Raw genomic sequence first — 22,726 nt, forward strand, 5'->3', positions numbered from 1 at the left:
ACACACGTCGGGGCCTGAACCATTTAAACCCACCCGCACAGGTGAGCCGGCGTCCCACGAAAACCCGGCATACGTGAGCGGGCGTCTAGCCCGAGAAGAAGTCGGCGAGCTCGGCGATGAGCTTGTCGGGTGCGCGGATCACTCCGTCGTGTCCGTGGCCGGGCAGGATGGTGTAGCTCGATCCGGAGAGGACGTCGTGGATCTGGCCACACGCCACCCCGAAGTAGGCGGGGCTCTTTTCCCCGACCACAATGAGCGTCTCCAGCGGCAGCTCAAGGAACGGCTCTGCGGGCATGTCCGCGGCGATGACTGCCTTGATCTCCCGCACGCCGGCCTGCATGAGCTCACGCATTTGTTTGCCCATGGGGGTGCCCGACGTCAGCTTGTTGACGAGTGTCAGCATGGATAGCGGCATCCGCGCGAAGGCGCCCTCCGTTTCGACGCCCTTCACGAGCACAGCGAGCCCGCGGTCAAAGTCTCCGGTCGCCGTCGCGCGCTCGTATTCGCTTGTCCACTCGGCCTTCACGCTGTGGTTGACGGATACTGCGGGGTCGTAGACCGCCAGGCGTTCCACCGGCAGCGTGCGTGCCGCGTGCAGGGCCACTGCGCCTCCGAAGCTGTGGCCGAAGACATCGGTGCTGCCCGTGTGCTTCATGATTTCGGAAAGATCCCGGATGTCGACGTCGAGGGTGTAGTCCTCGGGCTGGGGCGACGATTCACCACGGCCGCGGCGGTTGAAAGTGTGGACCGGGCGGCCAAGGGCAGCACTGAGTTTCTGGGCAAACTTGGAGTAGTCCGCGGCCGTCACCATGGAGGCGGGCACGACGACGACGCCTGAGCCGCCGTTAGCAAGCTCACCGCCCGTCGTGAAGAGCTCGAGGGTTCCGCCGTCAGCCGTTGTGATGTTCTCGCGCGTCATGCTTCGAGCCTAACGGAGCCGCAGGGTTCCGTCAGTCCTTGAAATAGCTTGAAAGGTCCGTCACGAGTTCCTTGACCGCCGCGGGGATGGATCCGTGGAAGCCTTTTGGCGATACCACCAGTGTGCTTCCTGGGACGGCTGCGTATAGCCGCTCCGCAGTGACCTTGTAGTATTGGGGGCTTTTGCTGCCCACCATGAACCGCGTGTTGCGGGGGAGCACGGAGAAATCCCGGGGGAGGGCAGCTTCGTCGTAGGCGGCTTTGAGCTCGGCTACCCCTGTGGGCATGAGTTCCCTGAGGACTTTGTTGACCTTCGTGTGGGACACGAGGGCCATGAGTCCGGCCAAGATGGGCTCGGGTATCCGCGCCAGGGCGGTTCCAGGCTGCATGCCCCGCTTCATCCTGGCCATGGCATGCCCCACATTCCCGCTATCCACGGATTGGGCGAAGCCGTCCAGCCAGCCGGTGTCCACGCTCCCGTCGATGTTCACGGCGGCGTCGTACACGGCAAGTTTGTCCGGCTCGTAACTTGTTCCCGCGAACTCCTGCACGGCATTCAGTGCCACGGATCCGCCAAGGCTGTGGCCGAGGAGGTTCCTGGCCCCGGTGGCGTCCATGATGCTCCGCACGTCCGCAATCTCGGTGGCCATGGAGTAGTCCGCGGGTAGTTCCGTCGAGCTGCCCCGACCTCTGCGATCGTAGGCGTCGACTGCCCAGCCCTCGCCCAGTCCCTTGGATAGCGCCATGGAAAATGGCCGGTAGATGAGCGCGGTCAGGAATGCGCCGCCAATGAGCACCACGCGGCGCTCTCCGGGCGCGTCCACTGCGCCGTAACTGTACAAGGCGAGCTTGCCGCCGTCGGGCGTAGGGACCTCACGTTCTCTCACCGCTTCATCCTAGGGGGAGGGCGCCTTCGCAGTTCCTTGTGCCAGGTAGCGGGCGATTCTCACCGCGAGCTGCTTCCCCGGCCGGAGGGGACCCTCGTGGAACTGCAGGGGGACTACCGCGAAGTCCACCACCGGGCTGGCAGCCGCAAGTTGCCGACCGGTCTCGGCAAAGTACGCCGGGCTCCAGCCGCCACTGAGCATCAGGGTTGGCGTTTGCAACTCCGCATAGTCCTGGATATGCGAGCCGGCGTCGATGATCGCCCGCATCTCCAACACCGCCGTCGGCAGCAGTTCCCTCATCTCGGATCCCAACCTCGTCTTGGCCGAGAGGATACTAAGCACCCGCAGTGCCCCGAGTGGCAAATACGAAATCGGGCCGGCCGTGCCTAGCCCTTGGACCAAATGCGCCCATGCGTGGTCGAGCTGGCCCGCGGTGACGGCCTCTTCCAATTGCGGCCGCCACCGCTCGTTCAAGTTGCCGGAGAGGGAAACCGCGGCGTCGTAAGTGACGAGTCGGGAAATGGGTGCGCGCAGGGCCGCCTGGAGCGCGACGAATCCGCCATAGCTGTGCCCGACAACATCGGTGGATCCGCTGGCCTCCATCACGGAAAGCAAGTCGCTGGTCTCAGTCTCGGCGGAGTAGCTAGGCGGCTGAGGTGCGGAACGGCCGCGGCCGCGCCGGTTGTAGGAATGCACCGGCCGGCCAAGCAGGACGCTGAGGTTCCGGGCGAATGGCCAGTAAAGGGAATCAGTCACCAAGGTGCCATGAACAAGCACGACGCCGGGCTCCTCCGCAGCGCTCGAGGCGCCGGGAATGGATGCCTCTGCCGCCGGCCGGAAGGAGTGCACTTCAAGGTGACCGCCGTCGTCGTCCGTTTCAACTGTCCATGTCTCCACAGCCCGAGTCTATGTTGCTGCGGGGGCGGGAGGGGAAGAGAGGGAACTCTAAGGAATCCCCGGTAAACTTGTGGATTGTGACTTCCGCAAACACCCCATCCCCGCACACCGCCGCCGAGCCCGCCGACGCCAGCGAGCAGATGCGCATCCGCATGGAAAAGCGCAACAAGCTGATCGAGCGCGGCACCGAGGCCTACCCGGTGGGTGTTGAGCGGACGCATTCCCTTGCCGAGATCCGCGAGAAGTACGCCCATCTCCAGGCTGATGAAACCACCGGCGACATCGTGGGAATCACTGGCCGCGTGGTGTTCGTGCGCAACACCGGCAAGCTCTGCTTCGCAACCCTCCAGGAGGGCGGTGCGGACGGGAAGGGCGTGCGCCTGCAGGCGATGCTGAGCCTGGCGAACGTCGGCGAGGAAACCCTCGCGGACTGGAAGGCGCTGGTGGACCTCGGGGACCACGTCTTCATCAAGGGCGAAGTCATTTCCTCCCGACGCGGCGAGTTGTCCGTCATGGCCGACTCCTGGTCCATGGCCTCCAAGGCCCTGCGCCCGCTGCCGGTGCTGCACGCCGAACTGAATGAGGAAACCCGTGTCCGGCAGCGCTATGTGGACCTGATGGTCCGCGATGAAGCACGGGAAATGGTCTACACCCGCGCAGCGATTACCCGTTCGGTTCGCGACACGCTGGACCGCCGCGGCTACGTGGAGGTGGAGACGCCCATCCTGCAGCTAGTCCACGGTGGTGCCACCGCGCGTCCGTTCGAGACGCACATGAATGCCTTCGACCAGAAGATGACACTGCGTATCGCCACCGAGCTCTTCCTCAAGCGCGCCGTGGTGGGCGGAATTGACCGCGTCTACGACATGGGCCGCGTCTTCCGCAACGAAGGCGTCGACTCCACGCACAGCCCCGAATTCACCACGTTGGAATGCTACGAGGCGTGGGCGGACCAGTTCGTGATGGCCGAGCGGATGAAGGAAATCATCCTGAACGTCGCCGACGTCGTGGGCACCCGCACCATCCAGACGCACGCCGGAGAGATCGACCTCGACGGCGAATGGGCTTGGGTTGCCGTCTACCCGGGCCTCTCCGAGGCGATCGGCGAGGAAATCACTCCGGACACCACGGTGGCGGAACTGCAGGCGATTGCCGCCAAGCACGAAGTCAAAGTGGATCCCAAGTGGGATGCCGAAAAGCTTGTAGTCGAATTGTTTGGCGAGATTGTCGAACCCACGCTGCTCAACCCGACCTTTGTCTACAACTACCCGCCCTCCGCGCAGCCTCTTGCCCGCCCGCATCGGGAGGACGACCGCCTGATCGAGGCCTGGGACCTCATCATTGGCGGCATGGAACGCGGCACGGCCTTCTCCGAGCTGATCGACCCCGTCATCCAGCGCGAACGCCTCACGGAACAGTCGCGTCGTTCGGCCGCAGGTGATGTCGAGGCCATGCAGTTGGATGAAGACTTCCTGCGCGCCCTTGAGTACGGTGCTCCGCCCATGGGCGGCATCGGCCTAGGCATCGACCGCTTGGTCATGCTGTTCACCGGAGCAGGCATCCGGGAAACCATCCTGTTCCCACTCCTCAAGCCCGAAGGGCACTGACCATGGAATACATTGCCGTTCTTGCGCCGTCCGTCGTTGTCGGACTTCTCTTTTGGTTTGCCATGAAGGCTATCTTCAACGCGGACAAATCAGAGCGCCAAGCAGAAGCCCGCGCCCAGGAAGAAGCCGGACTCGGAATTGCGAAGCCGGCGGGCGACGGCTCAACACCTGCCAAATAGCTCTTTCTCCGGGCCGCCCGCGAAGATTTTAATAGAGCCTTTGACTGTGCCTTTGACTGACGCCATGCACTGGACGATAATCTTTAATTAGTAGTCTAGCTATTCTGCATATCCGACCCCTCCAAAAGAGAGTCTTTTCATGGCACAGAAAGTCAAAATTATCCTCGTTGACGACCTGGATGAGGGCTCCGCGGATGAAACTGTCCGCTTTGGCCTTGATGGAGTCAGTTACGAAATGGATCTGTCCAGTGCCAACGCTGCGAAGCTGCGGGACGCTCTTGGGCCATTTGTAGCCAAGGCGCGCAAGACATCGACCGGCCGTGCAACGCGTAGTCGCGTTGCTGCGGGGAGAAACCAGGACTCCGCACAGATCCGTCAATGGGCGCGCGAGAACGGTTATACCGTAAACAGCCGTGGCCGCATTCAGGCCGAAATTCAGGAAGCCTACCAGAAGGCCAATTCCTGACATCAAGTATCAATACCCCGGCCCTAGGCCCGGGGTATTGTCTTTTAACCGCCGGGCGGTCGGGATAACGGTGTCGTGCGCCACTATTCCCGGGAAGGCTTGGAGTCGACTGGGCATATCCGGTAGGCGATCACTGCGTTTTCTGAGAAGGACGACGGCGGCCCGCCGGCTCGTGGGGGTTGCGGCGGGAGCGCGGCCGGATCGTGGAGGCCCTGATTTGGTCGCCACCGTGGTCCCAGGTGCCACAGACGGGTTGAGCGGGCTTATTCCCGGTGCGGCCATGTTTCCCCTGTGGCGAACACGCCCCAAAATTCCAGCGTTGCCACGTAGCATCAAAGTACGTCGTAGCTAGGAGTGTGGCGAAATGTTTGAGAGATTTACGGACCGTGCCCGTCGCGTTGTTGTGCTTGCCCAAGAAGAGGCACGCATGCTCAACCACAACTACATCGGTACCGAGCACATCCTCTTGGGTCTGATCCACGAGGGTGAAGGCGTTGCCGCCAAGGCGCTTGAGTCCTTGAGCATTTCGCTCGATGGCGTCCGCGAGCAGGTACAGGAGATCATCGGCCAGGGCCAGCAAGCCCCGTCCGGCCACATCCCCTTCACCCCGCGTGCCAAGAAGGTACTTGAGCTCTCGCTCCGCGAAGCCCTGCAGCTCGGCCACAACTACATCGGTACTGAGCACATCCTGCTTGGCCTCATCCGCGAGGGTGAAGGCGTTGCCGCGCAGGTGCTTGTCAAGCTTGGCGCCGACCTCAACCGCGTCCGCCAGCAGGTCATCCAGCTGCTCTCCGGCTACCAGGGCAAAGAAACTGCCGGTCCTGGCTCAGGTCCGGGCCAACAGGAAGGCACCCCTGCCGGTTCGGTGGTGCTGGACCAGTTCGGTCGCAACCTGACCCAGGCCGCGCGGGAAAACAAGCTCGATCCTGTGATCGGCCGCGAGCTGGAGATGGAACGCGTTATGCAGGTCCTCTCCCGCCGCACCAAGAACAACCCGGTGCTGATCGGCGAGCCCGGCGTCGGCAAGACCGCCGTCGTCGAAGGCCTCGCCCAGGCGATTGTCCGCGGAGACGTCCCGGAGACCATCAAGGACAAGCAGCTCTACACGCTTGACCTCGGTTCCCTTGTGGCGGGTTCCCGCTACCGTGGTGACTTCGAAGAGCGCCTGAAGAAGGTCCTCAAGGAAATCCGCACCCGTGGGGACATCATCCTCTTCATCGACGAGATCCACACGCTCGTGGGCGCCGGCGCTGCAGAGGGTGCCATCGATGCCGCGTCCATCCTCAAGCCGATGCTGGCCCGGGGTGAGCTCCAGACCATTGGGGCCACCACTCTGGATGAATACCGCAAGCACATCGAGAAGGATGCCGCGTTGGAGCGCCGCTTCCAGCCGATCCAGGTCAAGGAGCCTTCCGTCGCGCACGCGATCGAGATCCTCAAGGGCCTGCGTGACCGCTACGAGGCGCACCACCGGGTGACCATCACCGACGGCGCCCTTGCCTCTGCGGCAACGTTGGCCGAACGCTACATCTCGGACCGCTTCCTGCCGGACAAGGCGATCGACCTGATCGACGAAGCCGGGGCGCGATTGCGCATCCGCCGGATGACGGCTCCGCCGGAGCTCAAGGCCATGGATGAGCGCATCGCCGAGGTGAAGATGGAGAAGGAATCGGCCATCGACGCCCAGGACTTCGAAGGCGCCGCCTCGCTGCGCGACAAGGAGCAGAAGCTCATTGCCGAGCGTGCCGAGAAGGAACGCAGCTGGAAGTCCGGCGGCATGGACGATATCTCCGAAGTGGATGAGGAGCTGATTGCCGAGGTTCTCGCGAACTCCACCGGCATCCCGGTCTTCAAACTCACCGAGGAAGAATCCAGCCGCTTGCTCAAGATGGAAGACGAGCTGCACAAGCGCGTCGTCGGTCAGGACGAGGCCATCCGTGCTCTCTCCCAGGCGATCCGCCGCACCCGTGCTGGCCTCAAGGATCCCAAGCGTCCGGGTGGCTCGTTCATCTTCGCCGGCCCCACCGGCGTCGGCAAGACCGAGCTCGCTAAGGCTTTGGCCGAATTCCTGTTCGGTGAAGAGGACGCCCTCATCACGCTGGACATGTCGGAGTACTCCGAGAAGCACACGGTTTCGCGTCTCTTCGGTGCCCCTCCGGGCTACGTCGGCTACGAAGAAGGCGGGCAGCTGACCGAGAAGGTCCGCCGCCGTCCGTTCTCCGTGGTCCTGTTCGACGAAGTGGAGAAGGCCCACGCCGATCTCTTCAACTCGCTGCTGCAGATCCTTGAGGACGGCCGTCTGACCGACTCCCAGGGCCGGGTGGTGGACTTCAAGAACACGGTGATCATCATGACCACCAACCTGGGAACCCGCGATATCTCCAAGAGCGTGGCCACCGGCTTCCAGTCCGGCACGGACACCACCACCGGTTACAACCGGATGCGGGCTAGGGTCACCGAGGAGCTCAAGCAGCACTTCCGCCCCGAGTTCCTCAACCGTGTTGACGACGTCGTGGTGTTCCCGCAGCTCACGCAGGACGAGATCATCGAGATCGTTGACCTGTTCGTCACGCGCCTCGAGGCCCGCCTCAAGGACAAGGACATGGGCATCGAGCTCACCACGGCCGCCAAGGTTCTCCTGGCGACCCGGGGTTACGATCCCGCCATGGGTGCGCGGCCGCTGCGCCGCACCATCCAGCGCGAGATCGAGGACCAGCTCTCCGAGAAGATCCTCTTCGGCGAGCTGCATTCAGGTGACATCGTGGTGGTCGACGTGGACGGCGAAGGCGACGACGCCAAGTTCACGTTTGCCGGCAACGCCAAGCCGCGCATCCCGGAAATCGCTCCGAGCGCCTAGGTTCGGGTTCCGCCGAGTTCCGATTCAAAGGCCCCGTCCGCTCCCAAGAGGAGCGGGCGGGGTTTTTGTGTCCCCCAAGTGCGTAATATCTGAAATAAGTGTTTCACTCTTAGTGAATCCTTTGTGATCTGCGGCACATTGCGTGTTGAATCAGAGCATGGATTCGAATGCCTCAGAGACCCCGAGCACACAACCCGAAACTCCTTTCCACGATCTCGACCACTACCTGGCCATCCCCCGGGTCGGCGGCCTGGCCCTCAGCACCGACGGAAGCCGCTTGGTCACTACGGTTTCCACCCTCAACGCCAAGGGCACTGAATACGTCACTGCCCTGTGGGAGCTTGATCCAGCGGGAAAGAAGCACGCCCGCCGCATCACGCGCAGCGCCAAGGGGGAGACCGGTGCGGTGTTTGCGGCCAACGGTGACCTGTACTTCACCTCGGCCCGGCCCGATCCGGACAGCCCCGAAGCGGATCCCGTGAGCGCATTGTGGCTCCTGCCTGCCGACGGCGGTGAGGCCCGGGTAGTGCATTCCCGCGCGGGCGGCGTAAGTGGCGTCACGGCCGCGTCATCCGCGGATGCTACTTTCGTGACGGCCTCGGTCCTCGCCGGTTCCACCGATGAGGAAAATGACGAGGAGCGGCGCAAGAGCCGCAAGGACAACAAGGTAGCGGCCATTTTGCACACCGGCTACCCGGTCCGCTACTGGGACGCAGATCTGGGACCAGCCCAGCCGAGGCTGTTTGCCGTGGAAAACGGAGACGCGGTTGAGTCCGGCAAGCCCGCGACCGTGGATGCTACCGCCCCCCTGAAGCTGCGCAATCTGACTCCAGACGTCGGCGGCAACCTCCGCAACACCCATGCGGTGGTCAGCCCGGACGGCAAGACGATTTATACGAGCCTGGCCAAGCCGCTCGCGAAGGCCGATACGCGCTTTGTGCTCGCCGCCGTCGATGTCGCTTCCGGCTCACTGAAGGTGCTCCTTGACCATGAGGGAATGAGCTATTTCCCGGGCCCGGTCAGCCCTGAAAGCAAGATGCTCTCCGTAGTCAGCGAAAGCGACAGTACCCCCGGGGAGGCGCCCCAGGTCAAACTCCACCTTTTGAATGTCGGAGTGGGAGAAACCCTTGACCTCGAGCCGCTCGCGCCCGCTTGGGACCGCTGGGGCAGCCCGGCGGCCTGGCTTCCCGACGGGCGCTCGCTCCTCGTCACAGCCGACGACGACGGCGCGACGCCGGTCTTCCGGGTCGCCGTCGCTGACGGTACGGTCACCCGGGTGACACGTGACGCGGCGGCGTACACCGACGTCGTGGTTTCGCCCGATGGTCTGAGCGCGTTTGCGCTACGCAGCTCTTATGAATTCCCGGCCGAAGCGGTCCGGATCGATCTCGCCTCGGGTGAGGTCGAGCGGCTCCCCGCCCCGGCTGAACGCCCCAGGATCAAAGGCTCGCTGGAACGGGTGGAGACCAGTGCGGCTGACGGTTCGAGGGTTCCGGCTTACCTCGCGCTCCCGGAAGGCGCGTCCGCGGCAAATCCGGCGCCGTTGCTGTTGTGGATCCACGGCGGGCCTTTGGGATCGTGGAATGCCTGGACCTGGCGATGGAATCCATGGCTGCTCGTGTCGAAGGGGTATGCCGTGCTGCTGCCGGACCCGGCACTATCCACAGGCTACGGCCAGCAATCCATCCAGCGCGGCTGGGGCCAATGGGGCAAGGCGCCGTTTACGGACCTCATGTCCATCACCGACGCAGTGGTCCGGCGGCCGGACATTGACGAGACGCGGACGGCCGCCATGGGCGGATCATTCGGCGGATACATGGCCAACTGGGTGGCCGGGCAGACGGACCGCTTCAAGGCGATCGTGACGCACGCCAGTTTGTGGGCACTGGACCAGTTCGGGCCCACCACGGATGCTTCGCAGTATTGGCTCAAGGAAATGACCGCGGAGATGGCAATGGACAACTCGCCCCATCTCCATGTTGCAAAAATCCACACCCCCATGCTGGTGATCCACGGCGACAAGGACTATCGGGTGCCGATCGGCGAGGGCCTGAGGCTTTGGTACGAACTTCTTTCCAGCTCCGGGCTGCCCGCCGACGACAACGGCGAGACCCAGCACCGCTTCCTGTACTTCCCTGACGAGAACCACTGGATCCTGCAGCCACAGCACGCCAAGGTCTGGTACGGCGTCGTGGAGCACTTTTTGGCCAAGCAGCTACTGGGACAGGAGGTTCCAGTTCCTGGGGACCTGGGGCTTTAGGCGCCTTCGGCCTCGTAAGATTGGGGCTGTGACTTCGACTTTCAGTATCCGCCCTGCCCGCACCGGCGATGTTGCCGCGATCAAGAGGCTTGTAGCGCCATTGGCAGAGCAGCGAATCCTGATGGCCAAGGAGACCGTGGCCTACTACGAGAGCCTTCAGGAGTTTCGGATTGCCGAATCGTCCGACGGCGAGGTGATCGGTTGCGGTGCCTTGCACGTGATGTGGGAGGACCTGGCTGAGGTGCGCACCTTGGCAGCGGACGACAATTGGCGGGGCAAGGGCGTGGGTCACGTCCTTGTCCAGCAGCTCCTGGAGGACGCCCGGGCTTTGGGCGTCGCCCGGGTCTTCTGCCTGACGTTCGAAGTGGACTTCTTCAAGCGCCACGGATTCGAAGTCATGGCGGACCAAACCGCCGTCGACCCCCAGGTCTACTCGGAATTGCTGCGTTCCCACGACGAAGGCGTGGCCGAGTTCCTTGATCTGGCCCGTGTGAAGCCCAATACCCTGGGCAACACCCGCATGATCAAGGTCCTGTAGCTCCGGTTTCTTCTCTCGGTTCCTGAATGTGCCGGTCCTCAAGCCTTTACGTATATCAACTTGATGGATAAACTAATGGAGGCTCGGTTGCGGCGGGCCAACCATACTGTGGAGGCGAGAAATGAAGTACCACGTTATGTTTCCGGACTTTTCAGGTTTCCAAATCGACATGCCGCGCCCTGGCGCCACACCGGAGTCGCGCAAGCAGGGAACCGGGGGTTGCATGCGGTCCGCGTGCACGGATCTCTGGCCGGACTCGGTGGCCAAAGACGCAACAGGCCAAGACTTGAGTATCGCTCGATTGACAGTGGGCGGGCCGCCGCACTGACCAGGCGCATGCCGGAAGTTTTTCCAGAAGGGACAGCCATTGGGGGTTGTCCCTTCCTTGTGGCTACCGCTGGGTTCTGTATTGCACGTTCCCACATACGTACCATTCCCCTACCGTGCCCGGGGCGCTGGTAGTAGGGTCAAATCACCTACCAGCAACGCCCCAGGAGCGCGCCATGAAAAAGCTCATCAACGATCCCCGCTCGGTGGTGGACGAGTCTGTCGAGGGATTCGGCATGGCCCATGCCGATCTCGTGGACGTCCATACGGACCCTATCTTCGTCGTTCGAAAAGGAGCGCCGGTTGCCGGCAAGGTGGCGCTTGTCTCGGGAGGAGGGAGCGGCCATGAGCCGCTTCATGCCGGCTTTGTGGGGCACGGAATGCTCGACGCCGCCGTGCCGGGCGCCGTTTTCACGTCGCCCACCCCGGACCAGATCATTCCGGCCACCGCGGCCGTCGATTCCGGGGCCGGGGTCATACACATTGTGAAGAACTACACCGGTGACGTGCTGAATTTCGAGACTGCGGCAGAGATGGCCCAGGCTGAAGGAATCAGCGTCCGCTCGGTTCTCGTCAACGACGACGTCGCAGTGGAGGATTCGCTGTACACGGCAGGCCGACGCGGCGTGGGTGGCACCGTGCTGGTCGAAAAAATTGCAGGCGCCGCAGCCGAGCGTGGGGATTCCCTGGAAGCTGTCGCGGGTGTAGCGGAGGGAGTTGTCCGCAACGTGCGCACTATGGGCGTCGCTTTGTCCGGCTGCACCGTGCCGCATGCCGGGGTACCCAGCTTTGAGCTCGCCGACGACGAAATAGAAATCGGCATAGGCATTCACGGTGAGCCGGGGCGGCACCGGATCGCCATGGAGGGAGCCGACGCCATCACCAGCCGCCTATTGGACCCCGTTCTGGAGGACCTCGGGATCAAGGCCGGTGAAGAGGTGCTGCTCTTCGTCAACGGCATGGGTGGTACGCCGCTCAGTGAGCTGTACATTGTCTACCGCCGGGCGGCCCAGATCCTCGCGGAAAGGGGAGCCAAAGTGGAGCGCTCACTCGTGGGCAACTACGTCACGTCCCTTGAGATGCAGGGCTGCTCCATCTCGGTACTGCGTCTTGATGACGAACTCACCGCCCTTTGGGACGCGCCCGTCCACACTCCAGCCCTGCGTTGGGGGATGTGACGGTGGGCCTGGGGGTCGAATGGGCGGTCGAATGGTTGACACTCTCCGCACGGCTCATGGCCGAGCATCGGGAGGAATTGATTGCATTGGACCGTGCGATTGGCGACTCGGACCACGGCGAAAACATGGACCGAGGATTCCAGGCCGTCATGGAGAAGCTTGCACAAACTCCTCCCGAAACACCCGGCGCAGCTCTGAAGCTGGCTGCGATGGCCCTGATGTCCAAAGTGGGTGGGGCCGCCGGACCGCTGTATGGAACCGCGTATCTTCGGGCGGCCACGGCGCTGGGAGAAAACGCCGACATTGATGCGGCAGCGCTAGCGGGTGCACTGACTGCGGCACGGGACGGAATCGTTGCCCGCGGGAAGGCGGAGCTAGGTGACAAAACCATGGTGGATGCCTGGTCTCCGGCGGTGGAAGCGGCGGACGAGGTCCTGGTGGCCGGTGGAGATGCTGTTGCAGTGCTGGCTGCGGCGGCCGAGGCTGCCGAGGTTGGAGCCGTCACGACTGATCCGTTGGTAGCCCGCAAGGGTCGCGCCAGCTACCTCGGTGAACGCAGCGCTGGTCACCGCGATCCGGGGGCCGCGTCTTCTGCTTTGCTGTTGCGCGCGGCCGCCACCGCGGCGGGATTCCCCGAGGGGTCCGCCGAATGACGGTGGGCTTGGTGGTGGTCTCACACAGCCGGAAGATCGCGGAGGGGGCAGTGGAATTGGCCGCGCAGATGGCCCCCGATGTGCGGTTCTACGCTGTAGGCGGCACGGACGATGGCAGGATTGGGACGGACCTGGAGAAAACGATCACCGCATTCGAGGCAGGACTTGCGGAGGCTTCCGGGGATGGCGTGGTGGTCCTGACGGACCTCGGTTCGGCCGTCATGACGGCAGAATCAGCAGTCGAGTTCTCCAGCGAGCCCGAAAAGGTCCTCCTTGCCGACGCTCCTTTGGTGGAGGGCCTCGTTGCCGCAGCGGTGGCGACCCAGGGTGGTGCATTGGCCGCCGCGGTGAAGGCCGCCGCCGAGGCCGTTCGATTCGGCCCGGAGCCTGTTTTTGATGCCGAGGCGCCGTCTCAATCCGAAGGCAGGGGTCAACCGGCGGAAAGCGGCGAGTTCGAACTCGTAAACCCGATGGGAATGCACGCCCGGCCTGCGGCGAAGATTGCAGGTGGACTGGCCGGCATGGATGTCGAGGCAACAGTAAACGGCGTCGATGGCACATCCATTATGGAACTCATGAGCCTCGCAGTAGGCAAGGGCGGGAAGCTCAGGGTCGAGGCCTGGGGCACAGACTCATCGAAAGCCCTGGAGTACGTCAGGCGGTTGGTGGAACAGGGATTCGGCGAGATCTGACGCGGCGAGACCTGAACGCCGCGCGGGGTTTGGGATTCAGGACTGCCGGAGACCGTGGGCATCGAGCAGGAGGCTCACCGTGATGGTGGTCTGGCACTGCTCGCCCCAGGGTTTCGCGGTTTTGGGTGTGAAGTCGAGTGTCCTGGGCGGCAAGGTCCCGCCGTTTACGTCCGTGCCGGTCACCTCGGCATCGATGGGTGAGGACGTCAGTGTTCCCATGTTCAGGAAGCCGTAGCGGGTGCCATCCGGTGACGTGACGGCGGAGCATGACCCATCGGGTTCAGGGCTGCAGGATTGGGGGACGGACACGCTGCCTGGGCGCAAATCCAAATCGGCCTCGCGGCATTTCCCGTCCTGGCATGCCTTCAAATGGACGGTTTTCACCGTCGGCGCGTATTCCGCCGTGATTGTCAGGGACACCACCGGGGCCATGGCAATTGCCGGGCAAGCGGTGACTTGAGGTTCACATCCCGACCAGAGTGCCGCCGTCGTGGTCAATGCGATGGCGGCCCACAACCTGCGCATACTTGAGGATAATCCCGCTGCCGTGGCCCGGAACGGGAGGCCTGCAACTGGCAGGCACATCGTTACCGACATTTGCGGATCGTTGCCGCGCCGCGACCTCACGGCCGGGTCACGGCCGGGCGCAAGGAATTAGCCGGCCGCAAAGAATAGGGTTCTTTGCATGACTGAACCCTCGGACGTGCATGCCACTCGCTCCGCCTACAACACAGTAGCTGCCGACTATGCTGATCTCCTGCGCAACGAGCTCGAGGCAAAACCATTTGACCGGGCCATGCTTGGCACCTTTGCCGAGCTCGTGGGGTCTTCCGGAGGCGGTGCTGTTGCCGATATCGGTTGCGGACCTGGACGGATCACCGCGCACCTGCATTCGCTCGGCCTGGCGGCTTTCGGCATCGATCTATCGCCGGAGATGGTGGCAGTAGCCCGCCGCGATCACCCCAGCCTGCAGTTTGATGAAGGGTCGATGGAGGCGCTGGAGCTGGCGGACGGCACCTTGGGTGGCATCGTCGGCTGGTATTCGATCATCCACACGCCGCCGGGCCGTTTGCCGGCGGTGTTCGCGGAATTTCACCGGACCCTCCTGGACGGCGGCTTGCTGCTTCTCGCGTTTCAGGCCGGTGACGAGCCCAGGCATTTGGACTTCGCGTATGGCCACGAGATCGATCTCGATGCCTATCGCTTGCCGCCTGAGCACATCACGGAACTCCTCCTTCGGGCCGGCTTTGTCGTGGACGCGCAGCTTCTCCGCGAACCGGACGAAATGCACGAGAAGACCCCGCAGGCCTACCTTCTAGCCCGCAAGCCGGCGCGCAAACCGGCCACGGCGTGAACGAAGCCGCGCAAACGGAGGCCTAGGCAGGGAGCCGCAGTCCGCCGTCGTGCATCTCTGCCAAGCCGTCGCGCAGGAGCCCTTCGAGGGCGCGTTCCAGCTGCTCCGGGGCCGAATTCAAGCGATGCAGGGCAGCCAGCGGTACGGCCGCGCCCTCGGCCGCGAAACCGAGGTCAGCCGCGGGGCGCTCGAACAGTTCCGGGGCTACCGGCGAATCGGCCACGCGCAATACGGCCATCACGGCACCCCGCAGCTGCCGGTCCGTGCCGTGCCACGCCTGGCCTTTGGGCGTGTATGTCGGCGGCGGTTCACCTGCGGCAAGCCACGCACAGGAGTCGCGGACGGGGCAGTCTGAGCACTTGGGGGAGCGGGCCGTGCACACCAGCGCTCCGAGTTCCATGACGGAAGCGTTCCAGCGGACGGAGAGCCCGACGTCGTCGGGCATGAGCGATTGGGCGAGGCGCATCTCCGACGCGCTGAGCGACGGCGCCGGCAGCGCAAGTCCCGAAACAAGCCGGGCATGCACTCGCCGGATGTTCGTGTCCACCACGGTTTCGCGTCGCCCGAACGCAAAAGCAGCCACCGCCGCGGCCGTATAGTCGCCGACGCCGGGAAGGCTCAACAGCGATGCGTGCGTATCCGGCACCTTGCCGCCATGCTGTTCCACGATCGCGACGGCGGCCGCGTGGAGCCTGAGCGCGCGGCGGGGATAACCGAGCCTGCCCCAATGCCGCACGGCCTCGCCCGAGGGCTGCCTCGCGAGATCCGCAGGTTCCGGCCAGCGTTCCATCCAGTCTTCCCACACCGGCAGGACACGAACTACCGGAGTCTGCTGCAGCATCACCTCGCTGACCAGGATTCCCCACGGGCTGCAGTCCGGTGACCTCCATGGCAATACCCGGGCCACCTCGGAGAACCAGCGGTCCATGGACTGATGCAGGTCCGTGAGGTGATGGGTGCCGGCAAGTTCAGCGGCGCTGGCAATCTCGGCGGAGCCGGGCAGTGACATGAAGATCCTTGCTGCGGTTCGTGGCAGGCCCTGATGGCGGCCGATTCCTGCCATCCACTGTAGTGGAGTCGCGGGGATGACGTAGGTCATACTGGCCCCGATCGGGCCCTGGCGGCGTGGTGCGGCGCCATCAAGGCCCTGCGTTGCCTAGCCTAGAAGCATGGTCAACAAGGGCAAGCAACCGCCGAGGGCGCGCACGTCGTCGTCGGCAAAAAGCCCTGCCCGGACCGCAGGCGCAAACCGTCCGACAAACGGGGCCAGGCCTCAAAGGCGCCGGACCAGCCCTGCCGTTTACCGGCGTCGGAGGCTGGTAGTTTTCGGTGCCCTCCTGCTGGTCCTTGCGATGCTCGTGGCCGGGGTCGTGGCCATGAGTTCATCCCTTGCGAGCAAGGCTGATTCCGGAATCTCCAAGAACGACGCGGGTGCGGCGGCCCCCGCGGTCCAAGCTCCTTCGACTGATCCAATTGTGCCCACTACAACGCCCGCGCCGACCCCGGTGTGCGACCTCAATCTGGTGACGGTAACGGCGTCCACGGACCAGCCTGCCTATGCGGCCGGGCAGAACCCCGTGCTGAGCATGAAGATCACCAACGGGGGAACGGCGCCGTGCCAGGTCAACGTCGGCACGTCCCAGATGGAGTTCCTGGTGATGAGTGGCGAGGACCGGATTTTCTCCTCCAAGGACTGCCAAGCCAAGGGCGATGACCTAGTGAAGCAGATCGATCCGGGCAAGAGCGAGACGGCCAACTTCCCGTGGCAACGCAACCGGACGACGGAGGGCTGCGGCGTAATTTCGGCCAAGCCAGCCACCGGTACGTACACCTTCAAGGCCGTCCTGGGAAACAAGGCGAGCACCAAAGCCGTCTTCGAGCTGCGCTAGAGGAACCTGTCCAGCAGGCTGGCTTCGGCCATGCGGCTGAGCCCTTCGCGGACGGTCCGGGCGCGCTGGTCGCCGATGCCGTCCACGGTCATGAGGTCGTCGATAGTGGCGGCCATAAGGTTTTGGAGTCCGCCGAAGTGCTCCACCAAACGGTCGGCCACGGCTTTCGGAACGGACTTCAACCCCGACAGGAGGCGGTAGCCGCGCGGCTGCACACCGGCGTCGAGCACGTCCATACCTCCGGCGAAACCGATGATCCCGGCAATCTTGCCCAGATCAATCAGCTCTGTAGGGCCAAGATCCAGAAGGGCCTGCACCGCGCCGTCGATGTCCTCCGGCGAGGCATCGGCACCCGCGTAGTCGCGGATGATCACGTCGCTGCCCGGCCCGCGGCCCGTGGTGAGCTCCTCCAACTGCAATGAGAGCAACCGGCCGTCCTCGCCAAGCTCCAGGACATATTGTGCGATTTCCTCGGCAATGCGCCGGACCATTTCCTGGCGCTGAAGGGTCACAGCCACATCCCGGACGGTGACCATGGCTTCGATTTCGAGGGCCGACAGGGCGCTGGTGACCTGGTCCAAGCGGGCGCTGTAGCGTTCGAGGGTTGCGAGAGCCTGGTTGGCGCGGGCCAGGACCTTCTCGGAGCCCTCCAGCACGTGCCGCAGGCCGTTGACGTAGAGGGCGATGATCTGCATGGACTGGCTGACCGAAATCACCGGAACTCCGGTCTGGATGGCCACGCGCTCGGCCGTCCTGTGGCGCGTTCCTGATTCCTGGGTCTCGATGCTGGAGTCCGGCACAAGCTGGACCGCGGCACGAAGGATGTTCCCGGCGTCCTTGTCGCAGATGATGGCGCCATCCATCTTCGCGAGTTCGCGCAGCCGCGTCGGGGAGAAATCGATGCCGATTTCAAAACCGCCGGAACAGATGGATTCGATGGTCCGGTCCGTTCCCAGCACAATCAGGGCGCCAGTGCGCCCGCGAAGGATGCGTTCCAGGCCGTCGCGCAAAGGTGTTCCGGGGGCCACCCTGCCCAGAGTCGCCTTGAGCGAATCTTCGGGGCTCCGAGCCATAGGTGTTCCCTTCAAAGGTGCACGCAGGCGCGCCCGCAAGTGTGCCGGTTTTCAGCAATGAGTCGACGGGATCAAAATGCCAGGTTTCCCGCAAGCTCAATGATAGAGGTATAGACCGGCAACAACCGCACGGGCAAGCCTTAAAGTGCCCCAAAGAAGGTTATGTGGCGGGTGCTTCGAAACGCGTTCGACGGCGGCCGCCCGACCGCCACTTTGGGCTCGGTCCCCGGACCCTCAGCTCGGTCCCCGGGACCCTCAACTTGGTCACTGGGACCTCAGGGGGCCGTCCGAAGCCGCGCGAGCCGCTCGAGGTCGCGTCGCACACTCTGCAACGCGGCTTCCCGGGCCGCCGCCCTTCCAGTGTCCGGATGCGTTTGCCTCGCGGGAGAGTGGGTTGCCCCTCTGCCCACGTCCGGGCGGTGCCCTTGCCGGAGCCGGCTCCTGGCCGCGGCGGAGTTCGCTTCCGTGAACCCGGGAGGGTTCGCGGCGAGGCTCGCGGCGAGGTTCGCCGGGGGATTCGCCGCGGGGTACGTTGCGGGGGAGGGGCCGAGGGGATCGTAGAACAAGTCATTCCCTGGTTTCATTGATGCCTGTTCCTTTCATGCCATCGTCGGCTGCTCGGGTGTTCTTCCTGGCGGATGGCTCCAACGCGAGCTGGAGCTCCCGCCTTTCAATTCAAACTATCGGCAGGTGATTTCGGAGGTTTGTGCACCTCGTTTCGATCCTGTTAAGCGCCGGCCTTGGGACCCTGCCTCCGGCGGAGTCCCCGGCTGCGATAAACTTGGTATCTTGGCTGGCGCGCAAATCGTGCCGCTCCCTGAGTTGGCCCCCGGCCGGCACGGGGCCGTACCCAGCCTCCATTCCACGTTCGGCCCGTCGTTTCAATGCGGGCAACGCCCAGATCGCAGCGAAAGTAGCACCGTGTCCCAAGAAGTCCTGAGCCCCGCCCGAGTCCAGGAAATTCACCATGAGGCCTCCCGGCGTCGTACTTTCGCGGTCATTTCGCACCCTGACGCCGGCAAGTCCACGCTCACGGAAGCCCTCGCCCTGCACGCCAAAGTGATCGGCACCGCCGGTGCGTCGAGCGGCAAGGCCAACCGCAAGGAAACCGTCTCCGACTGGATGCAGATGGAGAAGGACCGCGGTATTTCCATCAGTTCCGCAGCATTGCAGTTCTCCTACCGGGACACTGTGATCAACCTGCTGGACACCCCGGGCCACGCCGACTTCTCCGAGGACACCTACCGCGTCCTGGCCGCAGTCGACTGCGCAGTGATGTTGGTCGACGCCGCCAAGGGCCTGGAAACGCAGACCATGAAGCTCTTCGAGGTCTGCAAGCAGCGGAACCTTCCCATCATCACGGTCATCAACAAATGGGACCGTCCGGGCCTGGACGCTCTCGCGCTGATGGACGAGATCACGGAACGCACCGGCCTTCAGCCCATGCCCTTGACCTGGGCCGTGGGCATTTCCGGCGACTTCCGTGGAGTCTGGGACCTGCGCAATGACCGCTTCGCACGGTTCGCGCGCAACAACGCCGGCGCCAACATCGCCATCACCGAATACTTCACGCCGGAAGAAGCAGCCGAGGCCCAGGGCAACAACTGGAGCGACGCCGTCGACGAAGCCGGACTGGTGATCGAATCAAACCTCGAATTCAACGTGGAGAGCTTCCACGCCGGAACGGCAACACCCATCCTCTTCAGCTCGGCGGCCCTGAACTTCGGGGTCAAGGAAATCCTTGACGCCTTGGTGGATTTCGCGCCTCCGGCCGCACCCCGCCCGGACGTCGACGGCGAGCCCCGTTCCGTTGACGCTCCCTTCGCCGGATTCGTCTTCAAGGTCCAGGCCGGCATGAACAAGGCCCACCGAGACCACGTTGCGTTCATCCGTGTGTGCTCCGGCGTCTTTGAGCGCGGCATGGTGGTCACGCAGACACGCACCGGGAAGTCCTTCGCCACCAAGTACGCCCAGCAGGTGTTCGGGCGCGAACGCGAAGTCATCGACGAGGCCTACCCCGGCGACGTCGTCGGCTTGGTGAACGCGTCCTCACTCCGTGTAGGGGACAGCTTGTTCCTGGACGAACCAGTGGAATTCCCCGCCATTCCGCTCTTTGCCCCAGAGCATTTCCAAGTGGCAAGGTCCCAGGATCCCAGCCGCTTCAAGCAGTTCCGCCGCGGCATCGAACAGCTTGAGCACGAAGGCGTCATCCAGGTGCTCCGTTCCGACGTCCGAGGCGACCAGGCACCCGTCCTCGCCGCTGTCGGTCCCATGCAGTTCGAAGTGGTGGAAGACCGCATGGCCCACGACTTCAACGCCCCGATGCGCTTGGAGCGCCTCCCGTACTCGATGGCGAGGATCTCGACGGCGGAGGCCATGCCGGCGCTCGCAAACGTCCCCGGCGCTGAGGTGCTTCTGAGGTCCGACGGCGAATACCTCGCGTTGTTCAACGATGTCTGGGCGCTGCGCAGGATCGAGAAGAACCACCCGAAGCTCACGCTGGTCCCGATCGGCACGCACAACCCTGCGAAATAGTCCTCCAAACGCGAAGCACTCCTCTGGACATGCTCCTCGTATGAGCTAAGGACTGGACATAATGCTGTTATGTCCAGTCCTTGGTTCGAAGAGGGGGCATGTCCCGTGGGGACCTGGGCTTGGGGCGGGCGTTCAGTAGCTCACTTGGCGTTCGAGCTTGTTTCCCAACCCCAGCATGGCGAGGCTCACCGCGAGGAATCCTACGGCGATCGCTACTGCAAAAACCGCCACTCCGCCCCAACCGCCGGCGCGCAAAGGGTCGATGAACCAGTAGGCGTACCAGTTTACGAATGACCCCCGGACCAGGCTGTAGACGAGGTAGGCAACCGGGTAGAGCAGCCAGTACCAGAGGTGCTTGACGGTCAGCCTTGAGCGCGGAGGCTGGAACAGCCAATCGGCAACCATGACAACCGGCATGAGGTAGTGGACGACGAAGTTGACCCAGGGGAGCAAGGAGCCGAGGTCTTGTCCTGCGAGGAGTGCGCCGAAGACGAGTCCCACAACGGCCATGGCGATCGTTGCAGTGCCCCGCGTGGCGTCGTCGAGTTCGCTGGGCCGCTTGCCAACCATCACGCGGTAGCCGCTGATCAACAGCACCACCGACGCGAAGATGTTGGACAGGTTGGTGAAGTAGCTGAAGAAGTTCCACGGATCAAAGCCCAGGCCGATGTGGACCGTGAGCTGCGTCCCGACGGCTACAAGGGTCAGGAGGGCAAAGAAGAGGCGTCCCCCAATGAGCACATTTCTTTTGGTCATGGGGACAATCTTCCGGTGGCCACGGCTAACTCACGCGCCCGACACTCCGAGCCAAGCTGTCAACTCAAACAGGGGGCAGGTCCAGTGGTGGACTAGGTGCTGACCACCTGTTCGTACGGCATGGATCAACTTCGGGGCACCTCAGGTGGCGCTACTTATGGGCGGTCGAGATCCAGTGGACGCGGACCTATCCGCTCGGCAGGGAGGCCGGTCGCGTCGCGGATCGGGCCCTACGCGGTGGTGATCTTGCCGTCCCACGCGCCGCCGGCCGGGACGGAGGCGTGCTGGTGGATCAGTTCCCAGCCGTTCTCACGCCGCTCGAAGCAGTCGGTCTGCCGGGCCGTGACGTGCTTGGTGGAGCCGTTCTTGAGCACGATGTTCGTGCTCTGCACCGTGCAGACGATGCCCATGTCCCCATTGACCTTCGCGGCCAGGTCGAGGATCTCGACGTTGCAGGACTCGAAGTTGGCGAAGGTGTCGTCGAACAGCTTGCGCGCCGGGGGGACACCCCTGGACGCGAACGGGGGGATGTCGAACCACAGCACGTCGGACGCCCAGTGCCGGGTGCTCTGCGCACCGGTCATCGACGCCGCCATCTCGCGGACGATGGCGATGATGGCTTCCTTGTCCTGCTCGGTCGTCGTCATGACTTTGCTCCCTTCATCTCGCGGCCCTGATCAGCCGCTACGGACAACCCTGCGGCGTGCCCCGACGAGAGGTGCAAGCCCCGCACGCGCCCGTGTATCTCCCGTTGGGGGAGGTGGCATAGTGGCAGGCATGGACGCGACACTGCCGATCGGGGACTTCGCAAGGGCCACGCACCTGAGCGTGAAGACGCTGCGCTACTACCACCAGGTGGGCCTGCTGGAACCGGACGAGGTGGACCGGCATACCGGCCACCGGTACTACACCACCGCGCAGATCCCGACCGCGCAGATCATCCGCCGCTTTCGCGCCTTGGACATGCCGGTCGAGCAGATCGCCAAGGTGCTGGCCGCCCCCGACCTCGACACCCGCAACGCGCTGCTGGCCGCGCACCTGAACCAGATGGAGCGGGAGTTGGCGCGCAGCCAGTCTGCGGTCGCCTCGCTGCGCGACCTGCTTACCCGCCCGCCGGGCGGCACCCGGGCCGAGATCGGGCGCCGGAGCGTTCCGGCCACGCCGGCGGCTGCGATCACCGAGACGGTGGACGTCGCCGAGGCGTTGACCTGGTACCAGGGTGCGCTCGGTGAGATCTACGCGACGCTCGACGCCCAGGGCCTGGCCGCCGACGCGCCGGCTGGCGGGATCTTCAGTACCGACCTGTTCACCCACGGGCGCGGACCGGCGACGATCTTCGTGCCTTGCGCCGGACCGCTGCGCCCCATGGGTAGGGTCGGCGCGCTGGTCATCCCGGCGGTCGAGTTGGCGACGATTGTGCACCGCGGCCCGCATGCGAATATCGACCTGGCTTACGGAGCCCTCGGCACGTACGTCGCTGAACATGCCCTCGCCGTGGACGGCCCGATCCGCGAGTACTACCCCGTCGGGCGCCACGAGAGCGCAGAGGCGGCCGAGTGGCGCACCGAGATCTGCTGGCCGATCTTCCACACGGGACCGTCGCCCGACGAACCCGCAGCGCGCACACACGAAGGCGGCGATGGGTAGAGGGCGCAGGTGG

22 protein-coding genes are annotated in these 22,726 nt (G+C 64.2%); 13 read left to right on the forward strand and 9 right to left on the reverse strand.

All coding sequences use genetic code 11. The features are described 5' to 3' along the window. Nucleotides 1–85 precede the first annotated feature (85 nt). The 3 genes from QRN52_RS16305 to QRN52_RS16315 are packed head-to-tail and all read right to left on the reverse strand — an operon-like array spanning nt 86 to nt 2,702. Nucleotides 86–919, reverse strand: coding sequence for an alpha/beta fold hydrolase (locus QRN52_RS16305; RefSeq protein ID WP_284754292.1), 834 nt, complete (start codon nt 917–919; stop codon nt 86–88). A gap of 31 nt (nt 920–950) precedes the next feature. Next, nucleotides 951–1,805 (reverse strand): alpha/beta fold hydrolase, encoded by an 855-nt coding sequence (locus tag QRN52_RS16310; RefSeq protein WP_284754294.1) that lies wholly within the window; start codon nt 1,803–1,805, stop codon nt 951–953. Between the two features lie 9 nt (nt 1,806–1,814). Continuing rightward, nucleotides 1,815–2,702 (reverse strand): alpha/beta fold hydrolase, encoded by an 888-nt coding sequence (locus tag QRN52_RS16315; RefSeq protein WP_284754295.1) that lies wholly within the window; start codon nt 2,700–2,702, stop codon nt 1,815–1,817. A gap of 77 nt (nt 2,703–2,779) precedes the next feature. On the opposite strand from QRN52_RS16315, the gene lysS reads away from it, so the two are divergent. The 9 genes from lysS to dhaM all read left to right on the forward strand — a co-directional run bounded on the left by lysS (nt 2,780) and on the right by dhaM (nt 13,459). Further along, nucleotides 2,780–4,309 carry a lysine--tRNA ligase gene (gene lysS / locus QRN52_RS16320; protein WP_284754296.1) on the forward strand — a complete coding sequence of 510 codons (1,530 nt, stop codon included), beginning with the start codon at nt 2,780–2,782 and terminating at the stop codon, nt 4,307–4,309. Nucleotides 4,310–4,311: 2 nt separating this feature from the next. Continuing rightward, the gene (locus QRN52_RS16325) at nt 4,312–4,488 is read left to right on the forward strand and encodes a hypothetical protein (RefSeq protein WP_284754297.1); all 177 of its coding nucleotides are present in this window, start codon (nt 4,312–4,314) and stop codon (nt 4,486–4,488) included. 139 nt (nt 4,489–4,627) lie between these two features. Beyond that, entirely contained in the window at nt 4,628–4,954 is a 327-nt protein-coding gene (locus tag QRN52_RS16330; protein WP_059390281.1) for a histone-like nucleoid-structuring protein Lsr2, read from the forward strand. Between the two features lie 364 nt (nt 4,955–5,318). Further along, entirely contained in the window at nt 5,319–7,811 is a 2,493-nt protein-coding gene (locus tag QRN52_RS16335; RefSeq protein ID WP_284754300.1) for an ATP-dependent Clp protease ATP-binding subunit, read from the forward strand. A 157-nt stretch (nt 7,812–7,968) separates the two neighbouring features. Beyond that, nucleotides 7,969–10,071, forward strand: coding sequence for a S9 family peptidase (locus QRN52_RS16340; RefSeq protein WP_284754303.1), 2,103 nt, complete (start codon nt 7,969–7,971; stop codon nt 10,069–10,071). 28 nt (nt 10,072–10,099) lie between these two features. Beyond that, nucleotides 10,100–10,609: an amino-acid N-acetyltransferase gene (locus tag QRN52_RS16345; protein ID WP_059388339.1), complete on the forward strand. Its 510-nt coding sequence runs from the start codon at nt 10,100–10,102 to the stop codon at nt 10,607–10,609. A 503-nt stretch (nt 10,610–11,112) separates the two neighbouring features. Next, a complete protein-coding gene (gene dhaK / locus QRN52_RS16350; RefSeq protein WP_236814121.1) occupies nt 11,113–12,114 on the forward strand; it encodes a dihydroxyacetone kinase subunit DhaK in 1,002 nt (333 codons plus the stop codon). A 2-nt stretch (nt 12,115–12,116) separates the two neighbouring features. Continuing rightward, on the forward strand, nt 12,117–12,767 hold the full coding sequence (gene dhaL / locus QRN52_RS16355; protein ID WP_284754498.1) for a dihydroxyacetone kinase subunit DhaL: 651 nt from the start codon (nt 12,117–12,119) through the stop codon (nt 12,765–12,767). Beyond that, nucleotides 12,764–13,459 (forward strand): dihydroxyacetone kinase phosphoryl donor subunit DhaM, encoded by a 696-nt coding sequence (gene dhaM, locus QRN52_RS16360; protein ID WP_284754306.1) that lies wholly within the window; start codon nt 12,764–12,766, stop codon nt 13,457–13,459. Before dhaL ends, dhaM begins: the two co-directional genes overlap by 4 nt. A gap of 36 nt (nt 13,460–13,495) precedes the next feature. On the opposite strand, the gene QRN52_RS16365 is transcribed toward dhaM, so the two are convergent. Then, on the reverse strand, nt 13,496–13,984 hold the full coding sequence (locus tag QRN52_RS16365) for a hypothetical protein (protein WP_284754308.1): 489 nt from the start codon (nt 13,982–13,984) through the stop codon (nt 13,496–13,498). Between the two features lie 160 nt (nt 13,985–14,144). On the opposite strand from QRN52_RS16365, the gene QRN52_RS16370 reads away from it, so the two are divergent. Then, a complete protein-coding gene (locus tag QRN52_RS16370; protein WP_284754310.1) occupies nt 14,145–14,813 on the forward strand; it encodes a class I SAM-dependent methyltransferase in 669 nt (222 codons plus the stop codon). Between the two features lie 22 nt (nt 14,814–14,835). Here the strand turns inward: QRN52_RS16370 and QRN52_RS16375 are convergent, their stop codons facing one another. Continuing rightward, the gene (locus tag QRN52_RS16375) at nt 14,836–15,822 is read right to left on the reverse strand and encodes an iron-sulfur binding domain-containing protein (protein WP_476902550.1); all 987 of its coding nucleotides are present in this window, start codon (nt 15,820–15,822) and stop codon (nt 14,836–14,838) included. 160 nt (nt 15,823–15,982) lie between these two features. Between QRN52_RS16375 and QRN52_RS16380 the strand changes: the two genes are divergently transcribed. Continuing rightward, complete coding sequence (locus QRN52_RS16380; RefSeq protein ID WP_284754311.1) at nt 15,983–16,702, forward strand: hypothetical protein; 720 nt, start codon at nt 15,983–15,985, stop codon at nt 16,700–16,702. On the opposite strand, the gene disA is transcribed toward QRN52_RS16380, so the two are convergent. Further along, nucleotides 16,699–17,775 carry a DNA integrity scanning diadenylate cyclase DisA gene (disA, locus tag QRN52_RS16385; RefSeq protein WP_284754312.1) on the reverse strand — a complete coding sequence of 359 codons (1,077 nt, stop codon included), beginning with the start codon at nt 17,773–17,775 and terminating at the stop codon, nt 16,699–16,701. The two genes, QRN52_RS16380 and disA, sit on opposite strands and share 4 nt — an antisense overlap. Before the next feature lie 275 nt (nt 17,776–18,050). After that, nucleotides 18,051–18,359: a hypothetical protein gene (locus tag QRN52_RS16390; protein WP_284754313.1), complete on the reverse strand. Its 309-nt coding sequence runs from the start codon at nt 18,357–18,359 to the stop codon at nt 18,051–18,053. Nucleotides 18,360–18,696: 337 nt separating this feature from the next. Between QRN52_RS16390 and QRN52_RS16395 the strand changes: the two genes are divergently transcribed. Beyond that, the gene (locus QRN52_RS16395) at nt 18,697–20,310 is read left to right on the forward strand and encodes a peptide chain release factor 3 (RefSeq protein WP_284754314.1); all 1,614 of its coding nucleotides are present in this window, start codon (nt 18,697–18,699) and stop codon (nt 20,308–20,310) included. Between the two features lie 132 nt (nt 20,311–20,442). Here the strand turns inward: QRN52_RS16395 and QRN52_RS16400 are convergent, their stop codons facing one another. Together QRN52_RS16400 and QRN52_RS16405 are read right to left on the reverse strand one after the other, a co-directional pair. Beyond that, the gene (locus tag QRN52_RS16400; RefSeq protein ID WP_284754315.1) at nt 20,443–21,066 is read right to left on the reverse strand and encodes a Pr6Pr family membrane protein; all 624 of its coding nucleotides are present in this window, start codon (nt 21,064–21,066) and stop codon (nt 20,443–20,445) included. A gap of 230 nt (nt 21,067–21,296) precedes the next feature. Continuing rightward, on the reverse strand, nt 21,297–21,713 hold the full coding sequence (locus tag QRN52_RS16405; RefSeq protein WP_284754316.1) for a YybH family protein: 417 nt from the start codon (nt 21,711–21,713) through the stop codon (nt 21,297–21,299). A 130-nt stretch (nt 21,714–21,843) separates the two neighbouring features. Between QRN52_RS16405 and QRN52_RS16410 the strand changes: the two genes are divergently transcribed. Next, complete coding sequence (locus tag QRN52_RS16410) at nt 21,844–22,713, forward strand: MerR family transcriptional regulator (protein WP_284754318.1); 870 nt, start codon at nt 21,844–21,846, stop codon at nt 22,711–22,713. Nucleotides 22,714–22,726 lie beyond the last annotated feature (13 nt).

The organism is Arthrobacter sp. efr-133-R2A-120, from assembly GCF_030209835.1.
Lineage (GTDB): Bacteria > Actinomycetota > Actinomycetes > Actinomycetales > Micrococcaceae > Arthrobacter.